At 49.5% G+C, this 24,386-nt stretch carries 25 protein-coding genes; 10 read left to right on the forward strand and 15 right to left on the reverse strand.

Annotated features, from left to right (window positions below; all coding sequences use genetic code 11):
* Nucleotides 1-183 precede the first annotated feature (183 nt).
* Complete coding sequence (locus tag ACBZ72_13075; GenBank protein XES77087.1) at nt 184-966, forward strand: hypothetical protein; 783 nt, start codon at nt 184-186, stop codon at nt 964-966.
* Between the two features lie 148 nt (nt 967-1,114).
* On the opposite strand, the gene ACBZ72_13080 is transcribed toward ACBZ72_13075, so the two are convergent.
* Genes ACBZ72_13080 through ACBZ72_13090 form a run of 3 tightly spaced genes read right to left on the reverse strand, consistent with a single transcriptional unit; the run spans nt 1,115 to nt 3,578 of the window.
* Complete coding sequence (locus ACBZ72_13080; protein ID XES77088.1) at nt 1,115-1,825, reverse strand: hypothetical protein; 711 nt, start codon at nt 1,823-1,825, stop codon at nt 1,115-1,117.
* 54 nt (nt 1,826-1,879) lie between these two features.
* Nucleotides 1,880-2,089, reverse strand: a complete 210-nt coding sequence (locus ACBZ72_13085; protein XES77089.1) for a hypothetical protein — start codon at nt 2,087-2,089, stop codon at nt 1,880-1,882.
* 7 nt (nt 2,090-2,096) lie between these two features.
* A complete protein-coding gene (locus ACBZ72_13090) occupies nt 2,097-3,578 on the reverse strand; it encodes an RtcB family protein (GenBank protein XES77090.1) in 1,482 nt (493 codons plus the stop codon).
* Between the two features lie 174 nt (nt 3,579-3,752).
* Between ACBZ72_13090 and ACBZ72_13095 the strand changes: the two genes are divergently transcribed.
* Nucleotides 3,753-4,298 (forward strand): hypothetical protein, encoded by a 546-nt coding sequence (locus tag ACBZ72_13095; protein ID XES77091.1) that lies wholly within the window; start codon nt 3,753-3,755, stop codon nt 4,296-4,298.
* 72 nt (nt 4,299-4,370) lie between these two features.
* On the opposite strand, the gene ACBZ72_13100 is transcribed toward ACBZ72_13095, so the two are convergent.
* The gene (locus tag ACBZ72_13100; protein ID XES77092.1) at nt 4,371-5,294 is read right to left on the reverse strand and encodes an MBL fold metallo-hydrolase; all 924 of its coding nucleotides are present in this window, start codon (nt 5,292-5,294) and stop codon (nt 4,371-4,373) included.
* Between the two features lie 133 nt (nt 5,295-5,427).
* On the opposite strand from ACBZ72_13100, the gene ACBZ72_13105 reads away from it, so the two are divergent.
* Complete coding sequence (locus ACBZ72_13105) at nt 5,428-6,090, forward strand: adenylate kinase family protein (protein XES77093.1); 663 nt, start codon at nt 5,428-5,430, stop codon at nt 6,088-6,090.
* Here the strand turns inward: ACBZ72_13105 and ACBZ72_13110 are convergent.
* The 3 genes from ACBZ72_13110 to ACBZ72_13120 all read right to left on the reverse strand — a co-directional run bounded on the left by ACBZ72_13110 (nt 6,087) and on the right by ACBZ72_13120 (nt 8,736).
* Nucleotides 6,087-6,536 (reverse strand): archease, encoded by a 450-nt coding sequence (locus ACBZ72_13110; protein ID XES77094.1) that lies wholly within the window; start codon nt 6,534-6,536, stop codon nt 6,087-6,089. The genes ACBZ72_13105 and ACBZ72_13110 overlap by 4 nt on opposite strands.
* 68 nt (nt 6,537-6,604) lie before the next feature.
* On the reverse strand, nt 6,605-7,648 hold the full coding sequence (locus ACBZ72_13115; GenBank protein XES77095.1) for a M42 family metallopeptidase: 1,044 nt from the start codon (nt 7,646-7,648) through the stop codon (nt 6,605-6,607).
* A gap of 92 nt (nt 7,649-7,740) precedes the next feature.
* The gene (locus tag ACBZ72_13120) at nt 7,741-8,736 is read right to left on the reverse strand and encodes an Ig-like domain-containing protein (protein XES77096.1); all 996 of its coding nucleotides are present in this window, start codon (nt 8,734-8,736) and stop codon (nt 7,741-7,743) included.
* A 347-nt stretch (nt 8,737-9,083) separates the two neighbouring features.
* Here ACBZ72_13120 and ACBZ72_13125 point away from each other — a divergent pair, with 347 nt between their 5' ends.
* Complete coding sequence (locus tag ACBZ72_13125; GenBank protein XES77097.1) at nt 9,084-10,022, forward strand: methylene-tetrahydromethanopterin dehydrogenase N-terminal domain-containing protein; 939 nt, start codon at nt 9,084-9,086, stop codon at nt 10,020-10,022.
* 32 nt (nt 10,023-10,054) lie between these two features.
* Here the strand turns inward: ACBZ72_13125 and ACBZ72_13130 are convergent, their stop codons facing one another.
* The 8 genes from ACBZ72_13130 to dapA all read right to left on the reverse strand — a co-directional run bounded on the left by ACBZ72_13130 (nt 10,055) and on the right by dapA (nt 18,217).
* The gene (locus tag ACBZ72_13130; protein XES77098.1) at nt 10,055-10,702 is read right to left on the reverse strand and encodes a hypothetical protein; all 648 of its coding nucleotides are present in this window, start codon (nt 10,700-10,702) and stop codon (nt 10,055-10,057) included.
* A 13-nt stretch (nt 10,703-10,715) separates the two neighbouring features.
* Nucleotides 10,716-11,807 (reverse strand): TrkA family potassium uptake protein, encoded by a 1,092-nt coding sequence (locus tag ACBZ72_13135; protein XES77099.1) that lies wholly within the window; start codon nt 11,805-11,807, stop codon nt 10,716-10,718.
* 135 nt (nt 11,808-11,942) lie between these two features.
* The gene (locus ACBZ72_13140) at nt 11,943-13,106 is read right to left on the reverse strand and encodes an aminotransferase class I/II-fold pyridoxal phosphate-dependent enzyme (GenBank protein XES77100.1); all 1,164 of its coding nucleotides are present in this window, start codon (nt 13,104-13,106) and stop codon (nt 11,943-11,945) included.
* Nucleotides 13,107-13,123: 17 nt separating this feature from the next.
* Nucleotides 13,124-13,948: a diaminopimelate epimerase gene (gene dapF / locus ACBZ72_13145; protein XES77101.1), complete on the reverse strand. Its 825-nt coding sequence runs from the start codon at nt 13,946-13,948 to the stop codon at nt 13,124-13,126.
* Nucleotides 13,945-15,234, reverse strand: coding sequence for a diaminopimelate decarboxylase (lysA, locus tag ACBZ72_13150; protein ID XES77102.1), 1,290 nt, complete (start codon nt 15,232-15,234; stop codon nt 13,945-13,947). The genes dapF and lysA overlap by 4 nt, the downstream gene beginning before the upstream one ends.
* Before the next feature lie 50 nt (nt 15,235-15,284).
* On the reverse strand, nt 15,285-16,343 hold the full coding sequence (asd, locus tag ACBZ72_13155) for an aspartate-semialdehyde dehydrogenase (GenBank protein ID XES77103.1): 1,059 nt from the start codon (nt 16,341-16,343) through the stop codon (nt 15,285-15,287).
* A gap of 52 nt (nt 16,344-16,395) precedes the next feature.
* Nucleotides 16,396-17,187: a 4-hydroxy-tetrahydrodipicolinate reductase gene (gene dapB / locus ACBZ72_13160; GenBank protein ID XES77104.1), complete on the reverse strand. Its 792-nt coding sequence runs from the start codon at nt 17,185-17,187 to the stop codon at nt 16,396-16,398.
* Entirely contained in the window at nt 17,180-18,217 is a 1,038-nt protein-coding gene (dapA, locus tag ACBZ72_13165; protein XES77105.1) for a 4-hydroxy-tetrahydrodipicolinate synthase, read from the reverse strand. Before dapA ends, dapB begins: the two co-directional genes overlap by 8 nt.
* Before the next feature lie 237 nt (nt 18,218-18,454).
* On the opposite strand from dapA, the gene ACBZ72_13170 reads away from it, so the two are divergent.
* The 6 genes from ACBZ72_13170 to ACBZ72_13195 all read left to right on the forward strand — a co-directional run bounded on the left by ACBZ72_13170 (nt 18,455) and on the right by ACBZ72_13195 (nt 24,339).
* On the forward strand, nt 18,455-18,685 hold the full coding sequence (locus ACBZ72_13170; protein XES77106.1) for a hypothetical protein: 231 nt from the start codon (nt 18,455-18,457) through the stop codon (nt 18,683-18,685).
* A gap of 69 nt (nt 18,686-18,754) precedes the next feature.
* Nucleotides 18,755-18,970, forward strand: a complete 216-nt coding sequence (locus tag ACBZ72_13175; GenBank protein ID XES77107.1) for a hypothetical protein — start codon at nt 18,755-18,757, stop codon at nt 18,968-18,970.
* 71 nt (nt 18,971-19,041) lie between these two features.
* Nucleotides 19,042-19,380: a hypothetical protein gene (locus ACBZ72_13180; protein XES77108.1), complete on the forward strand. Its 339-nt coding sequence runs from the start codon at nt 19,042-19,044 to the stop codon at nt 19,378-19,380.
* 179 nt (nt 19,381-19,559) lie between these two features.
* Nucleotides 19,560-20,117, forward strand: coding sequence for a hypothetical protein (locus ACBZ72_13185; GenBank protein XES77109.1), 558 nt, complete (start codon nt 19,560-19,562; stop codon nt 20,115-20,117).
* Nucleotides 20,114-22,549, forward strand: a complete 2,436-nt coding sequence (locus tag ACBZ72_13190) for a kelch repeat-containing protein (GenBank protein XES77110.1) — start codon at nt 20,114-20,116, stop codon at nt 22,547-22,549. Before ACBZ72_13185 ends, ACBZ72_13190 begins: the two co-directional genes overlap by 4 nt.
* Nucleotides 22,546-24,339 (forward strand): nitrous oxide reductase family maturation protein NosD, encoded by a 1,794-nt coding sequence (locus tag ACBZ72_13195; protein XES77111.1) that lies wholly within the window; start codon nt 22,546-22,548, stop codon nt 24,337-24,339. Before ACBZ72_13190 ends, ACBZ72_13195 begins: the two co-directional genes overlap by 4 nt.
* Nucleotides 24,340-24,386: the final 47 nt, after the last annotated feature.

Here is a 24,386-nt window from a genome sequence, read left to right on the forward strand (position 1 = left end):
GGCGGTGGTTGTATTTGCTTTGACAGGAGGATTGGGTGAATGAAAAAACGGTTACTCTTCTGTGGTCTATTGCTATGGTTGCTGGTTTTTTCGTGTTCCCTTAGTGCAGTTAAGGCGCTTAATAACCCTCAAATACCAAATTTTACCCTTAGTCTTGTAGATCGCTCCTTTGATGTGCCTCCAGTGTACGACGTGAACTCCTTCACTGGCCAAAACGAAACCATACAACCCGGATATCACGTTGAGAAAAAACTCATAGAAGTAAAAATAGAAAACCAGTACTCTTACTCTGATTATGGCTTCATAAACAGTAGCCAAGTCAAAGTGTACTACGACGTCCGCTACAAAGGACACTTTGATAACACGTGGATAGAGTCCAGCTCCATAAGCAACCTTGCTCCCTCAGAAGGCTACTACACAACCGTAGACTTTGGTTACGGAAGCAACAATCCTGGCGGCTTCCTTATTTGGCTCGGTTACGTTCCTCCAGATGGGCAAGTGGATTTTCAAGTTCAAGCCTTCTTAGGCTACTACAGAACAACCACGGTTCAAACGGGTAGTGCGGGCTGTTGGCGAAACGAAACCACATCAGTTTTTGAAAAGACTGGACTAAGCGGATGGAGTGCAACGCAAACAATCACCGTTGACCCTGCATCCACAAGCCAAACTAATGAAACTCTGCCTCCTACTTCGCCCGCCCCAACCGCAGGCATCGTAAACAACACCACCCCGGTTCCTACCCAAAACTGGACCCCGACACAAACAAACCTCCCAACGCAAACTATTATACCCGCTGCCGATACTTCCCCCGCAGAAACCCCCACTCCGTCCGTACCTCTAATCCTTCAAGTGGTCATCGGCTTTGCAGCAATCTCCATTATCGCTGTTATCGCATTACTCATAGCTAGCAGAAGAGCCCAGAAAAAATCTGCCCCCAAAGGCAACCTGACCAAAACGGACACATAACACGTTATTGACGAAAAAGGCAGTTCATGGCTACCTCCCCTACATCTTTTTCAAGGTAACAACAACGTTCCCGATTTGAAAACCCTTACTTACTGCACGACACCAAAGAAACATAGTTGCCTTTTTTACCCGAAACCACCGAAAAAGGCTATCGCGGTTTTTTGTCTGACCAAAACAAACGTTTTTCATAGGCAGATTTAGGTTTGAAGCCCTTACCTGAACTGTACCCTGCGTTACGTTGCCGCTCTGCATTCAAAATCCGCGCATACAATTTGGAAACTTTCGTTTTGGATGGCAGGTTCTTTTTGGTGGAACGGACAGGAACAGGCGTGAAGGGTCTGGTTATTTCATTTGAAACCTTTTTTTTGCGTCCTCGAGGCGGTCGAGGGAGCTGGCGGACTTTCCTAAAAACCACCGTGCCCTCTTGCAAGTTAACTTTCTGCACTTCCCAACCCGCATCCAGCCAGCCTTTAGCATGGGCGCTGGATTTAGCGTTACTCCACCATGACTCGTTACGGTAAGCCGCCATAGGCAGATTAGTGCCGATTAAGCCGTCAATACGCGCAAAGCTGAGTGTGACTATGCTTGTGAAGGCGGCGCGGAACTTCAGATGCTTTGTTAAGCCTTCATATTTTGAGGTCGTTCGGGGTGAGACAACTCGGCGGGCGCAGTTTAGGCAAAGAAGGGCGGTGGGGTCGCCTGTGGATACGTCGGCAACCATGCAGTCACGGCAGTACAGCTTCTTGCAACGTTCACACTTATGCAGTCGACTGTAAGAAAGAACCCTTTTGCAGATGCCGCATTCATCTTTCACGGCGCCAACCTCAAACAGCACTTCTGCCGCTTTGTTACCTACCAATTGGCTCGGTATTAACTTAATCCAAAAAACAAACAAAACCGATGAAGAATCTGCCTACAGTGTCAACTCACGGCTTTTTATCCTTCGTAGCAGAAAGTTTGCGATTAGCCATACAGCAGCAACGCCGATTATCCACTCCAAAAAATCAATGATTCTGAAGAACAGAAGCAAAAACAGCACTACGATAAGTGCTATGGAAACCACGCCGATTGTTCTTTTGCTTCCTCGTGAGGGGTCATTTTGGGAGGCGTTTTGTTGCGTCATGTCCAATCTATCCTTTGACTACGGCTAGGGGAATCATCCGTGCCACTTTGGTTGCGATGCCTGCCCCGTCGCTAACTTCTGCGACGACATCTACGTTCTTGTAGGCGGGGTCAGCTTCTTCAGCCAGAACCATCGCGCTTGCACTACGCACGACGATGCCGCGTTTCTCCAAACTCGTTTTGATGTCGCCGCCCCAGAACTTTCGCTTCGCTGCTGCTCTGCTCATCATTCTTCCTGCGCCGTGGGCGGTGCTGCCAAAACTCAAATCCAAAGCTTTCTCCGTGCCAACAAGCACCCACGAGCTGGTGCCCATGCTGCCTGGGATAAGCACTGGTTGGCCGTAGGTGCGGTAGTCTTGGGGGATTTCTTCGCGCCCCGCGGGGAAGGCTCGGGTGGCGCCTTTGCGGTGAACCCAGACCTTCTTGGTTTTGCCTTTGTCGTTTATTTTGTGGTTTTCAGCTTTGGCGATGTTGTGGGCTACGTCGTAGACGAGTTTTAGTCCGAACTTTTCGGGGTCTTGTTTGTAGACTTGTTGAAAACTTTGCCGTACCCAATGCATGATTGCTTGGCGGTTACAGAAGGCGTAGTTTACGGCGCAAGCCATCGTTTGCACGTAATCGGTTGCTTCTTTGCTGTTGCCTGGCGCACAGGCAAGTTCTCGGTCAGGCAATGTTATGTGATACTTCTGCACGGCGTGTTCCATGACGCGTAGGTAGTCGCTGCAGACCTGATGCCCGTAGCCTCGGCTACCGCAGTGAATCATAACGGTAACTTGTCCTTCTTCGTTGATGCCAAACGCTTTGGCGGTTTGGGGGTTGTAGATTTTGTCGACTTTTTGGATTTCTAGAAAGTGGTTGCCTGAGCCCAAGGTGCCCATTTGGCTTAGTCCTCGGCTTTTCGCTGTGGAGGAGACTTTGTCAGGGTTGGCGTTTTGCATTTGTCCCTGCTCTTCACAGTGTTGGGTATCTTCGGTCCAACCCAAGCCCTTGTTTATGAGCCACTGAACGCCTTCGGTGACGAGTTGGTCTAAGTCGCGGGAGCTAACGCTGAAATCCTTTCGGCGACTTCCCAGCCCAGAGGGAACATTGTCAAATATTGTGCCTGCTAACTCCACCAGTTTGGGGCGGACGTCTTGTTCGGTTAGGTTGGTGCTCAGTAAGCGGACGCCGCAGTTTATGTCGTAGCCTACGCCGCCGGGGCTTATGACGCCTTCTTCGTAGTCGGTTGCAGCCACGCCGCCTATGGGGAACCCGTAGCCTTCGTGGCCGTCGGGAAGGGTGATTGCGTTTTTATAGATGCCTGGGAGGTGGGCGACGTTAGCACACTGTTCTAAAGTGCGGTCGGTCTTCATTTTTTCCATGAGGGCGTCGTTGGCGAAAACTAAGCCTGGAACTTGCATGCCTTCTTTGTATTTGGGGATACGCCATGTGTAGGCGTCAATTTTTTCCACGGGGATTTTGGTGTGTGACCGACTTGAATCTGCGCCCATTGTTGTTCACCTACAGGTTAAAGAGGCTCTTGGATATAAAACGGTTATCCACTTTGGGTTTATTGCTGTTTGGAATGGGTGGTTTGTGTGGTTTTAGTTGTGTTTTTGTGTAGTACACTAAGGCAATAGTGTTTATTAATACGTAATATACAAGACGATTGTTGGGGGAAAACATTGGCTATTAAAAATCAATCAGCCACGAAAAAGAAACCTTTACTTATTGTAGCGTCGTTGGCTACAGTTGCCATAGTGTTAACTTTAGTCACGTCTGCAGCCATAAATGTAACTAGCACTTTTCGTGCGATACCCTCGGCGGGGTCTATTACTGCGGTTTCGTCAGGGGGCGGTGGTGGAGGAACCCCTGTTGGTGAAAACGTTACTGTTGCAGAGTTAGGCATCTACGTTGACAGTGACTGCACCTTGAACTTGACTTCGATTGATTGGGGTGACATTGAGCCCGGAGAAGAAGTGAGCTATATTGCTTACATTAAGAACTTGGGTAATGCCAGCGTCACCTTGAACTTAACCACAACTAACTGGATTCCTCAAGAAGCCTCTTCGTCCTTTGATTTAAGTTGGGACATCGACAGCAGCTATGTCTTAGCACCCGACCAAACCGTCCAAGCACTGCTCACCTTAGCTGTAGCCGAAGGCATCGACCCTGAAATAACAAGCTTCAACTTCGACATACAAGTGCTCTACACCACCGTGGACAGCTAAACAACCCTCCTCTTCTTTTTGTTTCATTCCCTTCTTTTAAAAAAATAACAAAAAAGACCACACTTGGCGTTTTCAAGCTTGCACTTTTCTGGCAAAGTTCACAAACCCTGCCAAGCTGTTTTCAATGAGCGTTTTTTTGTGAACCGGATTTGCCTTAAGCGCCAAAACAACTTCCTCTCGGATTGTCGAGTCCTTTTTCAGTACTGTTTCCCTGATGTCCTCCTCCGACTTGCCCTGCCCCAGTTCTTGCTGCACAATGCTTAGCCACCGCGTTATCTGCTTCTGATAGTCCCTCAGACGCCTAACCGCATCAGAAGCACTTCCGAAATGGCTATAGTACAAAACTTTGGGGTCAAGGCTGACAAGTTTATCCAGCGAAACCAAGGCGATGTCAGGACGAAACGGCGGCGGCGTAGTTGGAACCACAGTGTCAAATTCCGCCAGATATGCCCCCGCAGAGTCGCCAGCAAAAACTCCTCCACTTATAGGTTCATAAAAGCTCAAGTTATGAGCGGCATGACCTGCCGTCTCCAACGCCTGCACCGTGACGCCTTCTCCGATGTCAAAGGTTTGGGATTCAGAAGCCACAATTATGCGGTCTTGGGGTACAGGTTGAGGTTCGCCAAACATCTCCGCTACTTGACCCAGTGTTTGTTTGGAGGCTGCCCAAAGTTTGGCGGGGTCTTGAAGGTGGGGTACGCCTTTGCGGTGAACGATGACTTTGGCGTTGGGCAAAGTCTGCAGTAGACTGCCTGCGCCTCCTCCGTGGTCAATGTGGATGTGGGTGAGCGCAACATACGCAACAGATTCTGGTTCCACTTGTATCTCTTTAAGTCCAGAAAGTAAATTGGGAATAGACGAGGTTGGTCCAGTTTCTACTATGAGCGTTTTTTCTCCTTTAAGAACGTAGCTTGCTATGAGGTTTCTGAACCCGCCCGTCTGCAGGTCTACTTGGAACAGGTTGTTCCCAATTTGTTTTGTGTGAATTTTTTGCATCCCCTTTTGATTCTGCGTTTTTTAGGGTTCAAGGTGGCGACTTATAAGTCTCTTTTCAGAATAAGTAAGGTAAACACATAAGACTTAATTACACCAGTTTTCTCCTCATAGGAGAAGACCTTTAGAGGCTGCTATGCAAAAAATGAATGCAATCATTTTCGGCGCCCCCGGCTCTGGAAAAGGAACATACTCCGCAAGACTTCGAGACCGACTTGGGATCGAAGTGATTTCAATGGGCGACATCTTTCGGGGTATGATGCAGGAAAACAGCATTCTCGGCAGGATAATCAAACGTTACGTTGAGGCAGGGCTTTTGGTGCCTGACCCCATCGTTATAGAGGTGCTGGCAGACCGTATCTCAAACATGCAACAAGGAAGCGGCTTTATTTTAGATGGGTTTCCTCGTACCTTGGCGCAGGCAGAAGTTCTGGAGAAAACTGCTAAAATTGATGTTGTTATTGAATTGGCTGTGCCTGACTGGATAATTATCGAACGGTTGTCCTCGCGTCGGATATGCAAAAACTGCGGTGCCGCCTATAACCTGCGTTTCATGAAGCCAAAAGTGGAAGGGGTCTGTGACCGATGCGGTGGCCAACTGTATCAGCGGTCCGATGATAACCCCGCAGTGATTAAAATGCGGCTTGAGCTTTATGAATGTGAAACCAGCCCAATACTGAGGTTCTACCAAACTTCCAATGTTCCTGTAATAAAACACACAACAGACGTTTTAGAGGCACCGCCAGAAAAAGTGGTTGACTACATCGTAAGCGAACTCAAAAAACTCAAGCTTGCCTAAATATCCAGCAAAAACATCAACGTAACTTTTTCTTCTTCCTTAATGAACTCCATCTGATGGTAAGTTGCCGCTTTGACGCCGACTTTCTGCGGGTGCTTTTGGGGGTTAAAGTTTTCTCCGTAAATTGCGGCTTTAAGCTTGAATCCGTCGTTGCTCTGCTCAATGCTGTGGACATCGAATTTTGAAAAAACCTTGCCTTCTACTTCAAATTTTACCAGCAATGCTTCCAACCAGTTGTAGAGCAGAGCGTATTCGTCTTCTGCTTCAACTTCAACTTCCTCTCTTGTTGCGGGGCTGATTTTTTGTGTGTCAGTCATGACTTCAAACATGGCAAGAGCAGCGTTTCCCATGGCTTCCTCCATGGTTGCTCCATAAGCGGCGATGTAGGCGTCTGCTGTGTGCTCCAGAAACTCAAATTTGCCTTCTTTTCCGTCTGTTTTTTCCAAGCTTAACCCCACTGGTAGCATTGGTGAATGCGGTATAAACAGTTTCGCTAAACAAAGAGAAGGAAAAGTTAGAATTGTTCTTGGATTTTTTGTACTGCAGCTGCGGTCAGTTTTGCACAGTTTTCTACGTCCGCGAGGTTGACTATGCCAACGGGACTGTGGATGTAGCGTGCGGGAACGGATATGGTTCCGCTTGGTACTCCTTGTCGGGTTAACGCGATGCGGGCGGCGTCGGTGGTGCCCATAAGCCCCGTTTCAAGTTGGTAGCTGATGTTGTTTGCGGTTGCGGTGTCGATGAGCCAACGCAGAATTTTGGGGTGAACAATCAAGCCTGAATCCGTTACGGTCAAGGCGGGTCCTTTGCCCATTTTCACGGAGGTGTCAAATTCTCTCACCCCCGGCGTGTCGCCCGCGATGGTCACGTCTAAAGCTAAGCCTGCGTCAGGGTCAACGCCGAACGCGGCTGTAGCTACGCCCCTCAACCCTACTTCTTCCTGAATGGTGCCCACCGCGTAAACAGTGCATTCTAATTCGGTTATCTGTTTGAGGGCTTCCACCATGACCGCACAGCCCGCCCTGTTGTCAAATGCCTTTCCCATCGCGTTATCGTTGCCTAACTTTTCAAACTGCACATCAAAGGCCACGGGGTCGCCTACCCTAACACCCATGGCTTTGGCGTCGTCGCGGTTCTGGGCGCCTATGTCAAGAAACATTTCGTCGTAGGGCACGATTTTTTTGCGTTCCTCCTCTTTTTGGATGTGTGGCGGTTTAGAGCCAACTACAGCGGGTAGGGTTCCTTTTTCGGTGAGGACTTTGACTTTTTGCCCCAGAAGAATGCGGTCGTCTATGCCTCCCATCTTAGTGAATTTGAGAAAGCCATCCTTGGTTATGTTTTTTACCAGTAACCCGACCTCGTCCATGTGGGCGGCAAGCATGATTTTGGGCGCGTCTGTTTTGCCTTTTTTTATGGCGATGACGTTCTCCATGCGGTCCACAGTGACTTGGTCTGTGTAGGGCTTAAGCAGGTCAATCATGAGGTTTCTGACTTCATTTTCTCTGCCCGCGACACCGCAGGCGTTGGAAAGCTTTTCTAAATTCTCAACAAGCGACATACAAGCGACTTCCCGAGTTAGAGAGAATTGGTTGGCAAACTAATAAACCAATTGTGGCATTCCAATCACGTCCTGAACCCCTCATTTTCTGGTCAATGCTTCTCTTTTTTATTTTGGTTTGAGCTTAGTTTCGCCCTGTGTAACGTCGCTGTAGCGATTAATGCTACAATTAAAAAAGATACAATTATTGTAGTGGGGAACTCGGGGATTGTAGGCGAAGGACTAGGTGTTGCTGTTGGTTGTTGCATCGGTGAATTAGTTTCTGTTGTGAAGTGCCAGGTTCTAGTGGTTGTTGGTTTAGAGCCTTCTGGAGCAGTTTCTTGTCCATAAGTCGCTGTTACAGTGTATGTTGTTTTTGGCTGTAGTTGTTCAGATAAATAAAAAATGAATGTTGCATCAATGCCTTCCGCTCTGAAAACTCTCTCCTTTATGGCTATATTTGGTGATATGGACATGTTACAAATTGAGGGGCGTCTACTAAATGAAATAGAAATTGTTGTGTTAAGAGAAACATTTGTAGAGTTAGGCAATGGGTAAAAGTTTCCTGCAGCATAGGGCAATTCCATTAGGCTTTGAGTGGGACTAGGAGTAGGTAGTTTAGACGGTTTAGCTGTTGGAGCTATATTTGTAGTTGGCTTTGCTGTTTCTACTAAGAATGTGACTGAAGCGTTAAATTTTTTGTCGAATGTTGTTTCTCCCTGGATACGTAAACTGTGATTCCCCTCAGATAAGCTCCATAGTGTGCCATTTCCAGTTACAAGACAACTTGGACTTACCGGACCCTTCGTGTATGTTTCAGTCTGTATTGGTACTGCTTCTTGTTTGTCTAAGCTATAATTTAGCCACTTGAGCTGTTCCACATCTATGAAGGTCCAATCGAATAACTCAACTTTAACATCAAAAGGAACATCGCTTGTGTTATATTTGCCCAATTGAATCGGAGAAAAAATTGTTACCTCAGGTGGAAGAGGCGGACCCATAAAATTAGCTCTAGTTTCCTCAACAGTTAGTATGTCTTGCATTCCTGCTAGTATTGAGATGAGAATGAGTGAGGTTGTGATTGCTGCTATGAATGCCTTTTTGCTCATAGCCATCAGCAGGTAATTATGGGTTCAACTTAGCTAAAAGAGTGTTTGTAAAGGTTTGTTGTGTAAAGAAAAACTGTCTGTTGCAAAGTTTCTTGCGGGACCTCAAAGGTGGCTATTACCGGAATTTGAGTCCAAAACCTTGTTAAAACCAGAAAGCATAGATGGGATAGGGCTATCAAAAAGGTAGTCACCCTACTAACCCAGAGCAACCTAAGGCAAAACAAGTAGATGACCCATAAGCGACTTTTGCATGTTTCCAGTTACCGATGCTGCGGGGGTTCGGGGGCTGGTGGTAATTCTTAAATGCGTCAACCGCTTCACTCTGCTTATTCAGGTGTGAACTTAAAATGGCACAACCAAGTTTCAAAACAGTTTTCGTTTTCCTAGACACAGACAAATACTGCAGCCCCTTTGACATGCTCGTCGCCATCGACGCTTTTCCCGACTCCATGATTTTCAAGTACGAAAACGTCAATGACCAAGAAGCACCAAAAATCGTCTACGACCTGCTTTTCCCCCGTGGACCCATGGGTGCGGCACACACAAAAATCTTCATCAACGGCAGCAACTTTGACATGGTGGAAAAAGTTGTTGAAGCCACCCAGAAATGCATGGCTTCCGCGCCGTGGGGCAACAGCATCATCGTAGACCCCCGAGGCGGCTACTCAACCGCCGCTGCAGCCGTAGCAAAAACCCTTGGCGCATCCCTCGAGAAAGGGTTTGGTACGCTGGAAGGCAAAAACGTCACCGTCCTCGCAGGCACAGGCCCTGTCGGACAAACCGCAGCCCGAATCTACGCCGCCGAGAAAGCCAACGTAACAATCACTTCTCGCACGATGGCGAAAGGTCAAGCGGTCGCGGAAAAAATCAACAAAGAAGCAGGCGCGGAACGTGTCAAAGTAATCGAAGTTAGCAAACCTGAGCAGACAGCTGAGGCAGTGAAGGACGCCGAAATTATTCTGGCGGCAGGTGCCGGAGGTATCCAGCTGCTTAGCGCCGCTGACCTCAAGAGCGCAACAAAATGCAAGATAGTTGCTGACATTAACGCGATTAAGCCTTTGGGCGTTGAAGGCTTAGGCTCAAACGACGACAGCAAAGAGATTGCTGCTGGCGTGTTTGGTATTGGTGCACTTGCCATTGGTAAGCTTAAAATCAAAATCGAAACCAACATGATTAAACGCGCCACTGAAGCCGCATCGGGACTGTTTGACTACTCCATCGCCTACGACATCGGCAAAGCCCAGATTCTTAAAAAGCTCGAGAAAGACAAAGCCGCCAAACAGTAAACTCCAAAATTGAGTCTCACTCAATTCTTTTTTTATTTGTAGGTTTGATGGTGAACTGTATACGGTGCTTTTAGAGTAACCTGCCAAGTTGCGTTTAATTCCATAAAATTAATTGAAACTCCTGAGCCCTCAACATGCCCTCTAATTTCTTGGCTTTCACTTGCAATAAGCGTTGGAAGCTGAACAACACCCCTGATTAATTGACCGTTACTGATCATCAAGTTAACTTCAAGAATTCCATTGCTTACATTATTTTTACCGTAGTTCTCAATTTGGGCGGTGTAATCCCATGCTGTCCAACCAAAAACAACAGAGATTGGACCACTATGCGAGAATGATGTAATTTTCAGTTCCGCAGTGCTCTGTATATCACTTATTGATTTGTTAAGCTCGTCAAGTTGGTTTTTGAGTTCAGAATTATAACTTAAGAGGGCAGCATTCTGGCTTTGAAGAGCACTGTTTTGTTTTTGAATTTCTATGTTCTGATTAAAAGAAAACCACGTAACAATGAAAATGTGGTGGCACCTATCAAAAAGACAATCAATAGACCCTTCGTGGCTGCTGAAAGCTTGACCATACTCATCAAATACATGAAACGCCCGCCATCTAATAGCTCTCCCCCGAGAACACCTTGTTCTCCAAAAAGAACAGCGACTGCCTGCTCTTTTCGCAAAAATCAAGCGAAATTTGTTGTTAGAGGGCTTTGGCTTGCTTTTCCAACTCTATCAAGTTAGCGGGGTCACCAAAAACCAGCAACGTGTCGTCTTCCTGAATCCTGAAGTTCGGGTCAAACAAGTTCTGAATAACGTCCCCCCGACGCAGAACCCCAATAATGGTGGCTGCTTTAGAAATTTCCTGCATGCCCTTTCCGATAAGCTTTGAGGATTTGAAAACCGAAAACTCGGCAATCTCGTGTGCCCCAATTCTTTCAGAGAAAACCACGCCCACAATGTTTTTGGTCACCGCGGAAAGCGCCAGCAGATGCCCCACTGTTACCGAGGAGGGGATGACCATGTCGGCGCCTGCGTTTTTGGCGGTTTCGGTGAGGCTGGGGTTGTGAATGACGCTGACTATTCGGATGTCGTGACGCATTTTTCTGGCGCTGAGAATGGAGAGCATATTGTCGGGGTCTTTTTCGTGAGCCACGACAATCATGGAGGCCTGTTTTATCCCCGCTGTGGTTAATGCTTCCAAGGGTTGATTTTCTGATTCTAGCACAGCAAAAAAGTTGCGTTTTACCATCTCGTCGTATTTGGTTGGGTTCTTGGTTATCACAACGTAGTCTAAGCCTATTTCATCCAGCTTATCCGTAACGTATCTGCCCAGATGGGTGTATCCGAAAACGATAACGTGCCCCTTAAGTTTCTTCATCAACCGTTTTCCAACCTGCCCCTTAGCTAAGTCCCCTTTCGCAAGCGTGTTCACGCTACTTTGGAGTATCGACGCCACTGAACCTACAGAAATCACAATCATAGTAATTAAGAGCGCGGATTCCGTTGGGTCCATCGTGTACAGGTTTCCTCCGTTTGGCGAATAGAACCCCAGCGTAGTCACCGTGGAAACCGCCGCAAGAATTGCCCCCATAAGCGGAAGCTGCTCATAATAAGAGTAAATCACTGCGCCCCCAACAATCATCAACGCCAAAAGAATGAGTTGGCGGTAGATGGCTCGGAAAAACACGAAGGGCCCGTAGAGCGCTTGATAAAAAACAAACGTGAATCTGCGGCTCTGCTTTTTTAGTCTCCGCTTCATCGGTATACGACTGAAAATTTCTTTTCGGCTCATCGGAAGCGCTCGAAGAACTGCAACAAAAAAAGCTTTTATAGGTTTCGGAGCCGTATTTCAGCGTTTCAAGCAAAAAACGTGAATTCAACACAAACTTTGGTTCTTGCCTAATTTATCAAAAGAAAAAAGAAAAAGTTACTTGAAAAGCCCGCGGATTCTTTCGCAGGCTTCCCGTATGCGTTCAGCTGGCTGCGTAAACGTAATTCGAACGTAGCCTTCTCCGTGTTCGCCAAACCCAACGCCCGGGGTTACAGCTACTCCTGCGTCGAGCAGTTTGGCGGCAAACTTCATGGAGTCGCCCTTGCAGTTGGCCCAGACATAGAAGGTTGCCTTAGGTTTTTCGCATTCAAAGCCTATGTCGTGGAGGTTTTTCACCAGCAGGTCGCGGCGTTCTTGCAGAATCTGGTTTGTTTGGCGCAGAAACTCTGGCTGCTCTGGACCGTTGTAGGTGTTGAGGGCTTTGACGGCGACTTTTTGAGTGTACACCGGTGGACCTGAATCAATTTGTGCTTTCACTTTCGCTAAGCCTGCCACCAAGTCTTTGTTGCCTACTGCAAAGCCGATGCGATCTCCCGTCACGTTGAAGGTTTTGGAGAGCGAGTTGAATTCGATGGCGCATTCCATGGCGCCGTCAATTTCCAAAATGCTAGGCGCACGGTAGTCGTCGTAGGTTATTTCTGAGTATGCGTTGTCGTAGCAGAGGATGATGTTGTTGTCTTTGGCAAAATCAACCGCCTCCTTCAGAAACGCCTTGTCTACGGTGGCGGCTGTGGGGTTGTTGGGGTAATTGAGAAACATCATTTTAACCCCCTCGGTTGGCAACGTTTCAAAGTTTGGTTTGAATCCGTTTTCTTCCATCAACGGCATCGCCACTGGGGTTCCGTCGCAGAGGATGGTGCTGCCGTTGGCGTACACGGGGTACGCGGGGTCAGGACACAAAACCTTGTCGTCTGGGTTCACAAACGCCCTTGCGACGTTGGCTATGCCTTCTTTGCTGCCCAAAAGCGCAACCACTTGTTCCTGAGCAACGTCAACGCCGAAACGCTTCTTGTACCATGATTTGACGGCGGCGCGAAAATCAGTTTCGCCTTGGCTGAAGCTGTAGTTGTGGTTTTTGGGGTTGGCTGCCTCTTCTTGCAGGGCGTCAATGACGACCTGTGGCGGGGGAAGGTCGGGGTCGCCTATGCTCAGAGAAATAAGGTCCACGCCTGCGGCTTTCTTGTCTTTGATTTGTTTTTCGATTTCTGCAAATAGGTAAGGGGGAAGTCTCTTAATTCGGTCAGCGAACTCTACATTCATTTCGGTCACGTGCCTACTTAGAAGAGTCTTCCTTCAAAAACCTTCTCCGCGGCTCCCTTCAAAAACAGAGTTTTCCCTACTTCTACCTGCAGGTCGCCGCCCAACACGTGTACGGTAACTTTGTCTTTGACTTTTCCCAGCTTGTTTGCTGCTGCAACCGCCGCGCAGGTTCCCGTGCCGCATGCAAGGGTTTCGCCGCAGCCTCGCTCCCAAACCCGCACGTTCAACTCGTTCTTGCCCACTACTTGGACAAAGCCGACGTTGGTTCGTTTGGGAAATGCTTTGTGGGTTTCAATCATGGGTCCAATGTATTCGACGGGAAACTCGTCGGTGTTTTCGACGAATATGACGCAGTGGGGGTTGCCCATGGAAAGACAGGTTACGCTGTAGGTTTCATCGTCTACCAGTAGGTCATCGTTTATGCATGTGCCCTCACCCATCATCGGCAGGGTTTGGCGATTCCAATCAGGTGCACCCATATCCACCTTAACCAACTTGACCTCCCCGTCTTGAAGGGTTAACCAGACAGGCTTCACACCCGCCAAAGTTTCTACTTCAAACTCGGTTTTCGTGACGATGTTGTTTTCGTAGCAGAATTTGGCAAAGCATCGGATGCCGTTGCCGCACATTTCAGCTTCACTGCCGTCCGCGTTAAAGATACGCATCCGCACGTCCGCCTTGGTTGAGGGGTAAACGAGCAAAAGTCCGTCGGCGCCGACGTTGAATCGGCGTTCACAAAGCTTCTTGGCAAAGACGGATGTGTCTTTGTCGGCGATTTTTCCGTCGCGGTTATCGATGACGACGTAGTCGTTGCCTAACCCATGCATCTTCCAAAAGTTCATCCTTTCCACTCCGTCGTCTGATACTGTCCCCGCATGAGGTCATCTAGCTGTTCCCGTTCCCGAATCAGGCGGTACTTGCCTTCCTTGACCAGGACTTCAGCGGCTCGGGGACGCGAGTTGTATTGGCTGCTCATGCTGTATCCGTATGCTCCAGCGTTCTGCACCGCTAGCAGGTCGCCTTCTTCAACTCTGGGCAGACTTCGGTCTTTAGCAAGCAGGTCGCCTGACTCACATATGGGTCCAGCTACGTCGTATTTGTCTTCGTCGGTAGCAACCAGCTTGTTGGCTACCAAGACATGGTGATAGCTTCCGTACATTGCAGGGCGAACCAACGTGTTGAAGCCTGCATCTACGCCTACAAACTTGCGGTAAGGCGTAACCTTGACGGTGTTCACCGAGGTTAACAGGACACACGCATCCGCGACCAAATACCTGCCTGGTTCTACGTGTAAATATGGTTCCCCAAGCTCGTACTGGCTGGTCTTCGCTTTGAATAGGGTGAGAACATTGTCAGAGAACACCTGCAAATCCAGCGTCTTATCTTCAGGCTTGTACGGTATGCCTAAGCCTCCGCCGATGTCTATGAACTCAAAATCCATGCCTACCTGTTCGTGAACTCGCTTTGCTACAGAGAGAAACTTGTCCAGCGCCCCCAGAAACGGCTTCACATCAAGAATACCTGAGCCAATGTGCATGTGGATGCCGAAACGCTCCACACCTGCTTCTTTTGCGGTTGTGTAGGCGCGGACGGCGTCTTGCTCCCAAACTCCAAATTTGGATTGCTTGCCCGCGGTTATGCAGTGGTCGTGGTGTCCTGCACCGATTTCGGGGTTCACTCGAACTGACAAGATTTTTGGAACCGTGATTTTCAGCAGCCTGTCCAGTTGGGATTGGCTGTCGATGTTTATGGTGACGTTAGCGTCTGCCAAAAACTTGAGCTCGTCGGTGCGTACGCTTGTTCCCGTGAACAGAATGCGGTCTGGGGTAAAGCCGCTGGTCAAAGCCGTGAAGACTTCGCCTGGACTAACCGCATCCAAGTTGGCGCCTTCCGTTTCCAGAATCTTTAACACCGAAAGATTCGAGTTTGCCTTCATTGCATAGAAAATCTTTGTCTTCTTATAATTCTGAGTCAACGCTTCCTGCAGGCGGTGATAGTTGTTTCGGATTCGGCATTCGCTAACAACGTAAAGGGGAGTGTCAAACTTTTCAGCAAGCGTCTTCGCTTGGACCCCGTCGATGAAAAGCTGCCCATTTCGGTTCTCTAAGGGTTCGTTAAGAGTATTCACTCAATCTCACCAGTATCGTCTCTCTTCAGATAATGATATGGAATTAGCTTTTAAGCTAATCCTTTGGCGACTGCAAGCTCCGCGCTTAGTATTCCTGCGCCAGCGCCGCCCCTAATGGTGTTATGACCCAGACACATATACTTGAGGGTCATGATGGGGTCTTTTCGGATTCTGCCCACTGAAACCGACATGCCTTTGCCTGCGTCTCGGTCAAATCTGGGTTGGGGACGATTCGCCTCTTCTCTGACAATGATGGGGTTTTCGGGGGCTGAAGGCAACTTGAGCGCTTGAGGTTCGCCTTTGAAGCTCCGAAATGCCTCGGCAACTTCCTCTGCAGCCGGGCTTTTGTCCAGCTTCACAAAAACCGACTCCAAGTGGCCGTCTATAACTTGGACGCGGTTACAGCTGGAGCTCACCACGAATTGGGCGTTTTGTACTGCTTTGCCGTTGAAGGTGCCCAGTATCTTGTTGGACTCGGACTCCATTTTGTCTTCTTCTTTGCCGATGTAGGGCACCACGTTGTCGATGATGTCCAATGAGGGAACACCTGGGTAGCCTGCGCCGCTAAGCGCCTGCATAGTTGTAACCATAACTTGCTGAAGCCCAAACTGCATAAGCGGCTTAAGCGTCAAAGCCATCTGGATGGTGCTACAGTTAGGGTCAGTGGTTATGAAGCCCTTCCAGCCACGGTTCTTCTGCTGAACAGCAACAAGAGCAAGGTGCTCAGGATTCACTTCAGGAATCAACAGGGGAACATCGGTTTCCATACGGTGCGCAGATGCCTTGCTAAACACAGGGTACTGCGCCGCGAATTCTTCCTCGACGGGTCCAGCAGGGTCTCCAGGCAACGAACTGAAGACCAAGTCTACTTTGCCTGCCTTTTGTACGGCTTCAAGGTTAGCGTCAGCGACGGTTAAGTTTGCGATTTCTTTGGGTAATTCGGATTCCATTGTCCAGTTGCAGGCGTTGCGGTATTTTTTGCCTGCTGACCGCTCTGAGGCTGCTAAAACTTCAATTTGGAACCATGGGTGCCCTTGGAGAAGTTGGATGTATCTTTGACCGATGGCTCCAGTGGCGCCCAATATTGCTACTTTACGTTTTGAGGACATTTCTATCGATTCCTCTGTTTTGTGGGGTTTTCTTGGATAAAAACTTTGGTGGTTAAAGCCCCAACACGGTTGCCATGCTGTAGATGCCGGGGGTTTGTTGTTTGCTTATCCACTCTGCCGCAACAACCGCACCCTGCGACAGCACGTTTCGGTTAAAGGCTGTGTGTTCGATGCGAAGCATCTCGTTGGGTCCCGCCACAATCAGGTCATGGATGCCTGGAACGCCGCCTGCACGCATCGCCACCACTTCAAGTTCCTCTGGTTTTCGGACGCTGATGCCTTCTCTGCCGTGGACGGTTGTGGTGTAGCCTCGTATGCCTGAAACAATTTCGGCGAGTTTTACGGCGGTTCCGCTGGGGGCGTCCTTTTTGGCGGTGTGGTGAATTTCGCTTATGCTAAAGGTGTAGTCGGGGGGTAATGCCTTGAGCACTTCGGCTAACTTGAAGAGTATGTTAATGCCTACGCTGTAGTTGGGAGAGAACACGGCGGGAACCTTGGTTTCGACGGCAGCACGGATTATCTGGTTCTGCTCCGCAGTCAAGCCCGTGGTGCCTAAAACTATTCTTTTGCCCATCTTTGCGACGGCGGGCAGGTTGAGCACTTCTGCGGCGGGCGACGTGAAGGTTATGTAGACGTCGGCGTCGGCGACGGCGTCGCAGAGGTTGTCGGGTCCCATGAGGGAGGTGTCTGAGTTGACGATGCCCAGTTCTCTAAGGCTTTTGCCTATGGCTGGGTGATTTGCGGCTTCGACGGCCCCCACAATCTGGTGTCCCTTTGCCGTGGCTTCCCCAATAATTGCCTGACCCATTCTGCCGGCGGCGCCTGCGATACAGAGCTTAAGCATAGAATAAGCCCTCCAAGTAACGTTCATTGTTGAGTCTGTCGGAGAGGTCAACGCCAAAGAACTGTTCTATGGGTGTGAAAACTTCGGGGTGTTCTTGGTGGACTTTGCGTGCGGTGGATAGCACAACTTCCAGTCCTGTATGGGTCATCTTGCCTATCGGTTGCCTGCAGGGGCCTGAAGGTATGCCTAAAATGTTCATGAGGGTCTTTGCTGGAAGAGGATTGCGTGCCCTAACAGTGACGGGGCCGTAGGGGGTTGGTTCTTGGGTCTTAACGGTGACTAGACTGAAGAGGGGTTGCAGCGTTTCGTAGAGTTGCTTTGCCTGCTCCAAGTTTCCGTCTAAGATGTGGCGCATCATGTCGCTGACTGCCTTGGGGGCGTAGTTGCTGGTCACGGAGATGGCTCCTGTCGCTGCCATATCTGGGGACGACATCATGGCAAAGGTTTTGTCGTCGTCGCCTGAGAGAATGTCAAAGTCGCTTCCGCAGACTTGGCGGGTTAAGCGGGCATTGTCCAAGTTGCCTGTGGCTTCCTTGACGCAACGCACGTTGGGGTAGGTAGCGTGGAGTATGGCGAGGTCTTGGGGAAGAAGCTGGGTGCCTGTTCTCCCAGGGATGACGTAGGGGATGACTTGCATGTCGGGGAACTGCTTGGCGACGGGTTCGATGTATTCGCGGCGAATTTCGAGGCTGCTGGGGCCGTTGTAGTAGGGGTCAACGAGGAGCACGGCGGGGATGCCTAGGTGTTGGGCGTGGACGGTGCCTTCGATGGCTTCTTGGGTGCTGTTGCTGCCTGCGCCTGCGATGGTTGTGCCTTTTTGGTGGGTGTATTCGTGGATGCGTTCTGTGACTTTGTTATGTTCATTCCAGTCTAGGGTGGCGCTTTCGCCTGTGGTGCCGCAAGCTAGGATGCCGCTGACACCGTTTGCTAGTTGGAATTCTACAATTCTTTGTAACCCTTCGTAGTCTACTTCGCGGTTTGCGCGGAAGGGGGTGATGAGGGCGGTGTAACAACCGCTAAATAGCGTCATGTGTTTTAACCTCTTGCGGAGAATTATTCTTGCAGGGGCTTATTTAAGCCTTTCCGAATTCAATACTTTATTTACGTAATCCGTATCTTTAAGGCAATTAAAATGCATACAACACAAAAAAATGACGATTTCCGCACTCAGCAGTAGAAAAACGGTTGCCCGAAAACAGCCCCGAACCCCTAACCCGCGCCTAGTAAGACACATAAATACCATAAACGTTTTGGAAGACGAACAACCGTGCCCCACAAACCCCAACCCCCCCGCCAACCAACCCTAAAAGCAGGCGCCCCCATCTGCCCCATATGTCTCGTAGAACTCCTCGAGGCTGAAGTGGACGTAGAAATCAACGGCACCATACTACGCAAACTCAAAGTGCTCCGATGCCCCATCTGCCTAGAAGAACAATTCACCGAGCAACAGCAAAAAGCCCTCGAACAACAACTCCGCCAAACTGAAACCAAACCTTAACCTGCCAACTGCCCTTTTACACGGAAACCTTTAACCTCTTCTCTTCCCTCATGTCCTGAAGATGAATCCATGGCTCCCTTAAGCCAAACCCGCAAAGCCGACCTCACAACCCTTGCCTTCGCCGTAATCTACATTGCCGTAGGAGCCTTGCTAATCTACTGGAACTTCACCGGCGCCATCTCAAGCACCTTTTTTGCCATAGGCATCTTTTTGCTCATCGCCGTAAGCTTACTTTTCAAGTTTGCAACAGATTTTTCCCGAAAAAGAAAACGCCCCTTATTATAATCAATTGTTTAACTTCGGAAGGCTTTTAAGAACAAGCCCTCTAACCTAAAGAAAGCACCTTGGTGGTTTAAATGGCACGATTAATCGTAACCGCTATAACTGAAGACACGGTAGCCGCGCCCGGAAACCGGCTGTCAAACTATATCTGCGTTTCAGTCACCGACACTGAAGGCAACCCCCTCTCAGGGTTAACGCAAGATGACGTGAAGGTTGACCCCATGATTTCCGCGCCCGGCGGCGTACCCGTTTACATAGCAACATTCTTTGAAGGCAGACTGCCCGGCTTCTACTACATCAACGTTATCCCAACCGAAATGCACACCTGGAAACACGGCGTCTACATCTTTGCAATAACAGTACAGAAGGGCGATGACAAAGGGCAGACGCTAGCGTCAGTGCTGATGGACTAGTCATAAACTAATGTATCATTTTTTTAACCAAGCCTTTTTCCTACAGCTGACAAACCTGTAGTGTCCACGACCGTGCTTGGTCAAGAAACCTTGACCTGACATTAGGCAGCAGCGGGGTGTTTTTAGTCAAGAAACCCTGACAAAAACCCTCTTAGGCAATCAAACCTGTGCTTTTCTAGATGGTAATGTCCCAAAAGCCTCTCGTGTTGACCGTTTCATTGGCAGCCTTTGTGCTGTTAGGCTTTGTCCAAATCCAAATGGTCAAGGAGGCTGACGCTAACCCCGTAATACCCTACCGATTCTCTGTCCAGTCCCCCGTCAACGGAACCGAGTATGCCTCGGCTTGTGTTCCTTTGGATGTGGTAATAAAAACTCCTGACTCCCACTTCTACAACAAATCCATCTCCGCCGCAGTCTACAGCTTAGACGGAAACGCCAACGTTTCCCTTGTAGGCGTAGGCGAAGGCTTAGATGACGAGAAATGGTTTGTCACCTCCGCAAACACAATCCTCCATAATCTGTCCGAGGGTACCCACGAGCTAAAAGTAACCACCAACGACAGCTGGACAAACCATGTCTCAAGCACCGTTTTCTTCACCGTAAACACCCCGTCAAGTTCCTCCTCAAGTTCCACGGTTTTCCCTACTGTTCGAGTTTCCTTCGTTGATGCTTCTGCCTTTGGGGGCTGCGGTTTTTGCGTTTTTCTTGGTTTTAAAACGTGGAGGGCAACCCGATGAATAAACCTGCTTCTGTGGTTTTGTCTGTGGCTTGTTTGGTTGCGTCATGTTTCTTTCTTGTGCCTTTGGGTGCAGGCGCCACGATAATTGTTGTGCCCGACGATTACGCTTCCCTTCAGGCTGCCCTTGACCACGCCGCTTCAGGCGACACGGTGCTCATCAAAGAGGGCGTCTACACCGAGCAGACTTTGCAGGTAAGCAAGCCTCTTACCCTCATAAGCTCAACCATTGGTGGCGCTACGGTGAATCTCCATCCGCCCCAACACCAAGTGAACTATTTCGGCTCAATCCTGATGGTCTACAACCACTCCATCCAAATCAACGCTGACAACGTCAACCTCATCGGCTTGAACATAGTCAGCGACGGCGGCGACATCTCTGCAAACGGCAACAACCTCAAAATCGCCGACAACAGCTTTCAAACTCAAACAGCCCAACTCGGATTCTACTTCACAGGTAACGCAAGCAAAATAATCAACAACACACTAAGCTCCCTTGCTGTCGTGGGCTCCAACAACACCCTAACAGGCAACCGCGCCACTTCCATGTCTGTTACGGGCACCTTCAACTTCATCAATCAAAACGGCGCTGGCGGCATCACGTTAACGGGCTCCAAAAACGCCGTGACAGGAAACTCTTTCATCGGCGGGGAAGGCGTGGGTATTCATCTGCTTGGAGCCGACTACAACATAGTCACTAACAACAAAGAAAGCGGCAGTGGCGTAGGCATTGCCATCGGCTACACAGGAACTGGTGGTTCCTGCAACCTGTTTGCGGGTAACACTGTGGAGGACGCGGGTTTGTGGGGGATTCTGTTGGGCAACGGCTCCTACAACGTGTTTTACGGTAACCAAATCGCCAACAATCTCGGGTATGGTCATGATGGGTATGGGTTGGCGATGGGTGGAACCCACAGTCAAGTAGATAACAACCTGTTTTTTGGTAACCTTTTTGAGAACAACGCCAAAAACTTTGGCACTAACTGGGAGGTGCTTGGCTCTAACTCGTTTGACAACTGCACAGTGGGCAACTACTGGGACGACTACTTGACGCTGTATCCTAACGCCAGCGAATTAGCGGATTTGGGCACGGGGGATACGCCCTACTTGGTTTACCCTAACCACACAGACAACCATCCCTTAATGAGCAAGCCTCCAGTTTCCAGCGTAATTCCCCCTTTACCCAACCCCTGGGCAGAACTCATACCCCTAACCTCCCCTGAAGACCTCCTCCCAAACGTTTTTCCAACGCCGCCTCCAACGCTACCTCCCATTCCAATGCCTTCCCCAACCCCCAGCCCCATCCCCTACATCTGGTCCACTGGACCCGATTCATGGGCTGCGATGACGCCGTTGCAACCCAAATTCTACGGCACCTTAGGCGCGGCAGTGGTTGATGGTAAAATCTACTTTGTGGGCAGCAACGTTAACATGCAATATGACCCGCAGACAGACACTTGGATTGAGAAAACGCCCAGCCCCTCCTTTGTCTATGGCGGGAACGGTGGAGTCGCTGAATGCGGCGGAAAAATCTATGTGATAGGCAGCAAAACCACCGAAATGTACAGCCCCTCAACAGACACTTGGGAAAACCGAACCGCCATGCCAACCGAGCGGGCTGGATTTACCCCTTGTGTGGTTGACGGCAAAATCTATGTCATAGGTGGAGCAAAACCCGCCCCTTACGGCGTGACAGCCACCACTGACGTGAATGAGGTTTACGACCCCAAAACCGATTCTTGGACGCAAATGGCTCTGTTGCCCTCAGCAGTCACAGGTTACTCTTCTGTGGTTTTAGACGGCAAAATCTACATAATGGGCGGATACGCTGGTGACCTTCACCAGTCTGCCCTTACGCAAGTACAGGTTTATGACCTCCAGACTAACCAGTGGACGCAGGGCACGCCTCTCCAGGAGGCTGTCAGAGGAGGCGCCGCAGCCATAACCACAGGAGCTATAGCGCCTAAACGCATATACGTCATCGGCGGAAACATCGTGAGCGCGGGATGGTATATCCGCTTCTGCGACCACGTCCAAATCTACAACCCCGAAACGGACAGTTGGTCGTTTGGGCGTCAAATGCCTACAGGGCGTTCCGATTTAGCCTTAGTCAACATCAACGACACGCTGTATGCTCTTGGCGGAACCAATTCAAGCGTAACCGTTACCGTCCCCGGTGGAGCGTCTCAAGAAGAGTGGGATGCTGCATGGGACAAAATTGCATCCATGCGGTGCCACGCAAACGAAAAATACTTGCCACTTGGACACGGCACATTGCCAACCACAACTGCTACGCCTTCACCCACGCAGACGCAAACTCTACCCAGTCCAACTTCATCCGTCCCAGAGTTTCCCATCGAAATTATCCCTTTGGTTATGGTTGTGATGTTTGCGTTTGCCGTTGTTTACAGACGGAGAGTGAATGTTAAATGATAAAGTGTCCGGTCATTGTAGTTTTGCTGGTTACTTTTGCTGCTTTTGGGTTAATTGAGGTTGCGCCTGCCTTGGCGCAGATTCATTGGGCATCCACACCACCAATAAGCATCAATATCCTGTCAGACGGTAGCGTCGAAGGAACAGCCAACATCAAGCAGGAAGGCAACTTGTACACGTTAACGGCTGACATTGACATTTCACGGGATGAAACCAACTTTTTTGCGGGAATCGCTGTGCAAAAAGACAACGTCGTAATTGACGGTGCAGGTCACCGTATTCGAGCTTACGGCTATATCGACAGAGGCGTAGACCTTACCGAAAGGAAAAACGTCACCGTCAAAAACCTAATCATCGACGGCTTTGTCCACAGCATCTATCTGCAGGACTCCAAAAGCAACACCATACTAAACAACACGCTGGTGGCTCCAAGCGACGAAGGCTACCAGACTGGGTTTTGGGTCAGCAATTCCCAACACAACCGCATAGAGGGCAACAGTGTAACGGGCTTTAACGAGTACGGCATGCTCTTCCAATCCTCCTCAACCAACAACCAAATCATCCACAACACCTTCACCGACAACAAAATCGACCTCTACCTCGGCTACTGCGGAAGCAACGTCCTCACGGGAAACCAACTCAGCAGCCCAAGCAACAACTTGGAAATCCGCTACCACTCCTACGATGATTTTTTCCAAGAAATCGACACCTCCAACACAATCCGCGGCAAACCCATCTACTACTGGATTGGCATGCACGACAGGGCTGTTCCTTTGGATGCGGGGTTTGTGGGGCTGGGGAACTGCACCAACATCACCGTGCAAAACCTCAAAATCTCGGGCAACAGCGAGGCGATAATTCTGCACTCAACAAGCAATGTCACAATCACAAAAAACCTGTTGAGCAATAACTCTGAAGGCGTTTCCTTGAATGCCTGCACAGACGTCACCATAACCGAAAACGCAGTTATAAGCAACAGTGGCAGCTGCGTAACCCTTGTGGGGTCAAGTAACGTGTCTGTTACCCGAAACCTTCTTTCAGGCTTTACCTCCCCAGATTTACCCTCCATGGGCCTTAGCTTATCCTCCGCCAACAACTGCCTGGTTAAAGCTAATAACATCACCCGCCTCGACCAAGGGATAAGCCTTGCAACCTCCACGGACAACCTTGTTGTAGACAACTACCTTGCCCAAAACGGTTTAGGCATCTACATCTACATGGGCGGCAAAAACATCATCTTCCAAAACACCCTCAAACAAAACAGCATGTGGGCTATGCAGCTTAGCAGTTCCCCCGCCCAAACAAACAACAACCTGATTTACTGCAACAGCTTCCTCGACAACACTTCTGTGGAAGGGGGCACTGAGGGGAACTTGCAGGTTTCTAACCCGTGGTATTTTGGTCCAGAAACCAACCGTTGGGACAACGGCACAGTGGGCAACTACTGGAGCGACTACCACACACGGTACCCCAACGCCTCCGAAATCGGCAACTCCGGCATAGGCGACACCTACTTTGAAGTAAACCCCAACAGCATCGACCACCACCCCCTCCTCAACCCTGTACCCCTTCCAGAAGTTCCCGCCTCGCATACTTCTTCTCAACCCACCCAAACACCCACCACAACCACAGAGCCTTCCCTAAGCCCAACGCCCTCCCCTTCCATCCCCGAATTTCCCACATGGGCGATTCTCGGAGTGCTTTTGGTCGCCGCCGTGGTGTTGCTTGTTAGAAAAAGGCGACGTTGCTTCTATTTGCCAAGAAAAAGGAACGCATTAACGGCAGGGTAACCCGAAAACTACACGTTCGCTTCGCCACTCCGCAACGTTCAAAAATT

Source organism: Candidatus Bathyarchaeia archaeon (assembly GCA_041447175.1).
Classification (GTDB): Archaea; Thermoproteota; Bathyarchaeia; order Bathyarchaeales; family Bathycorpusculaceae; genus JADGNF01.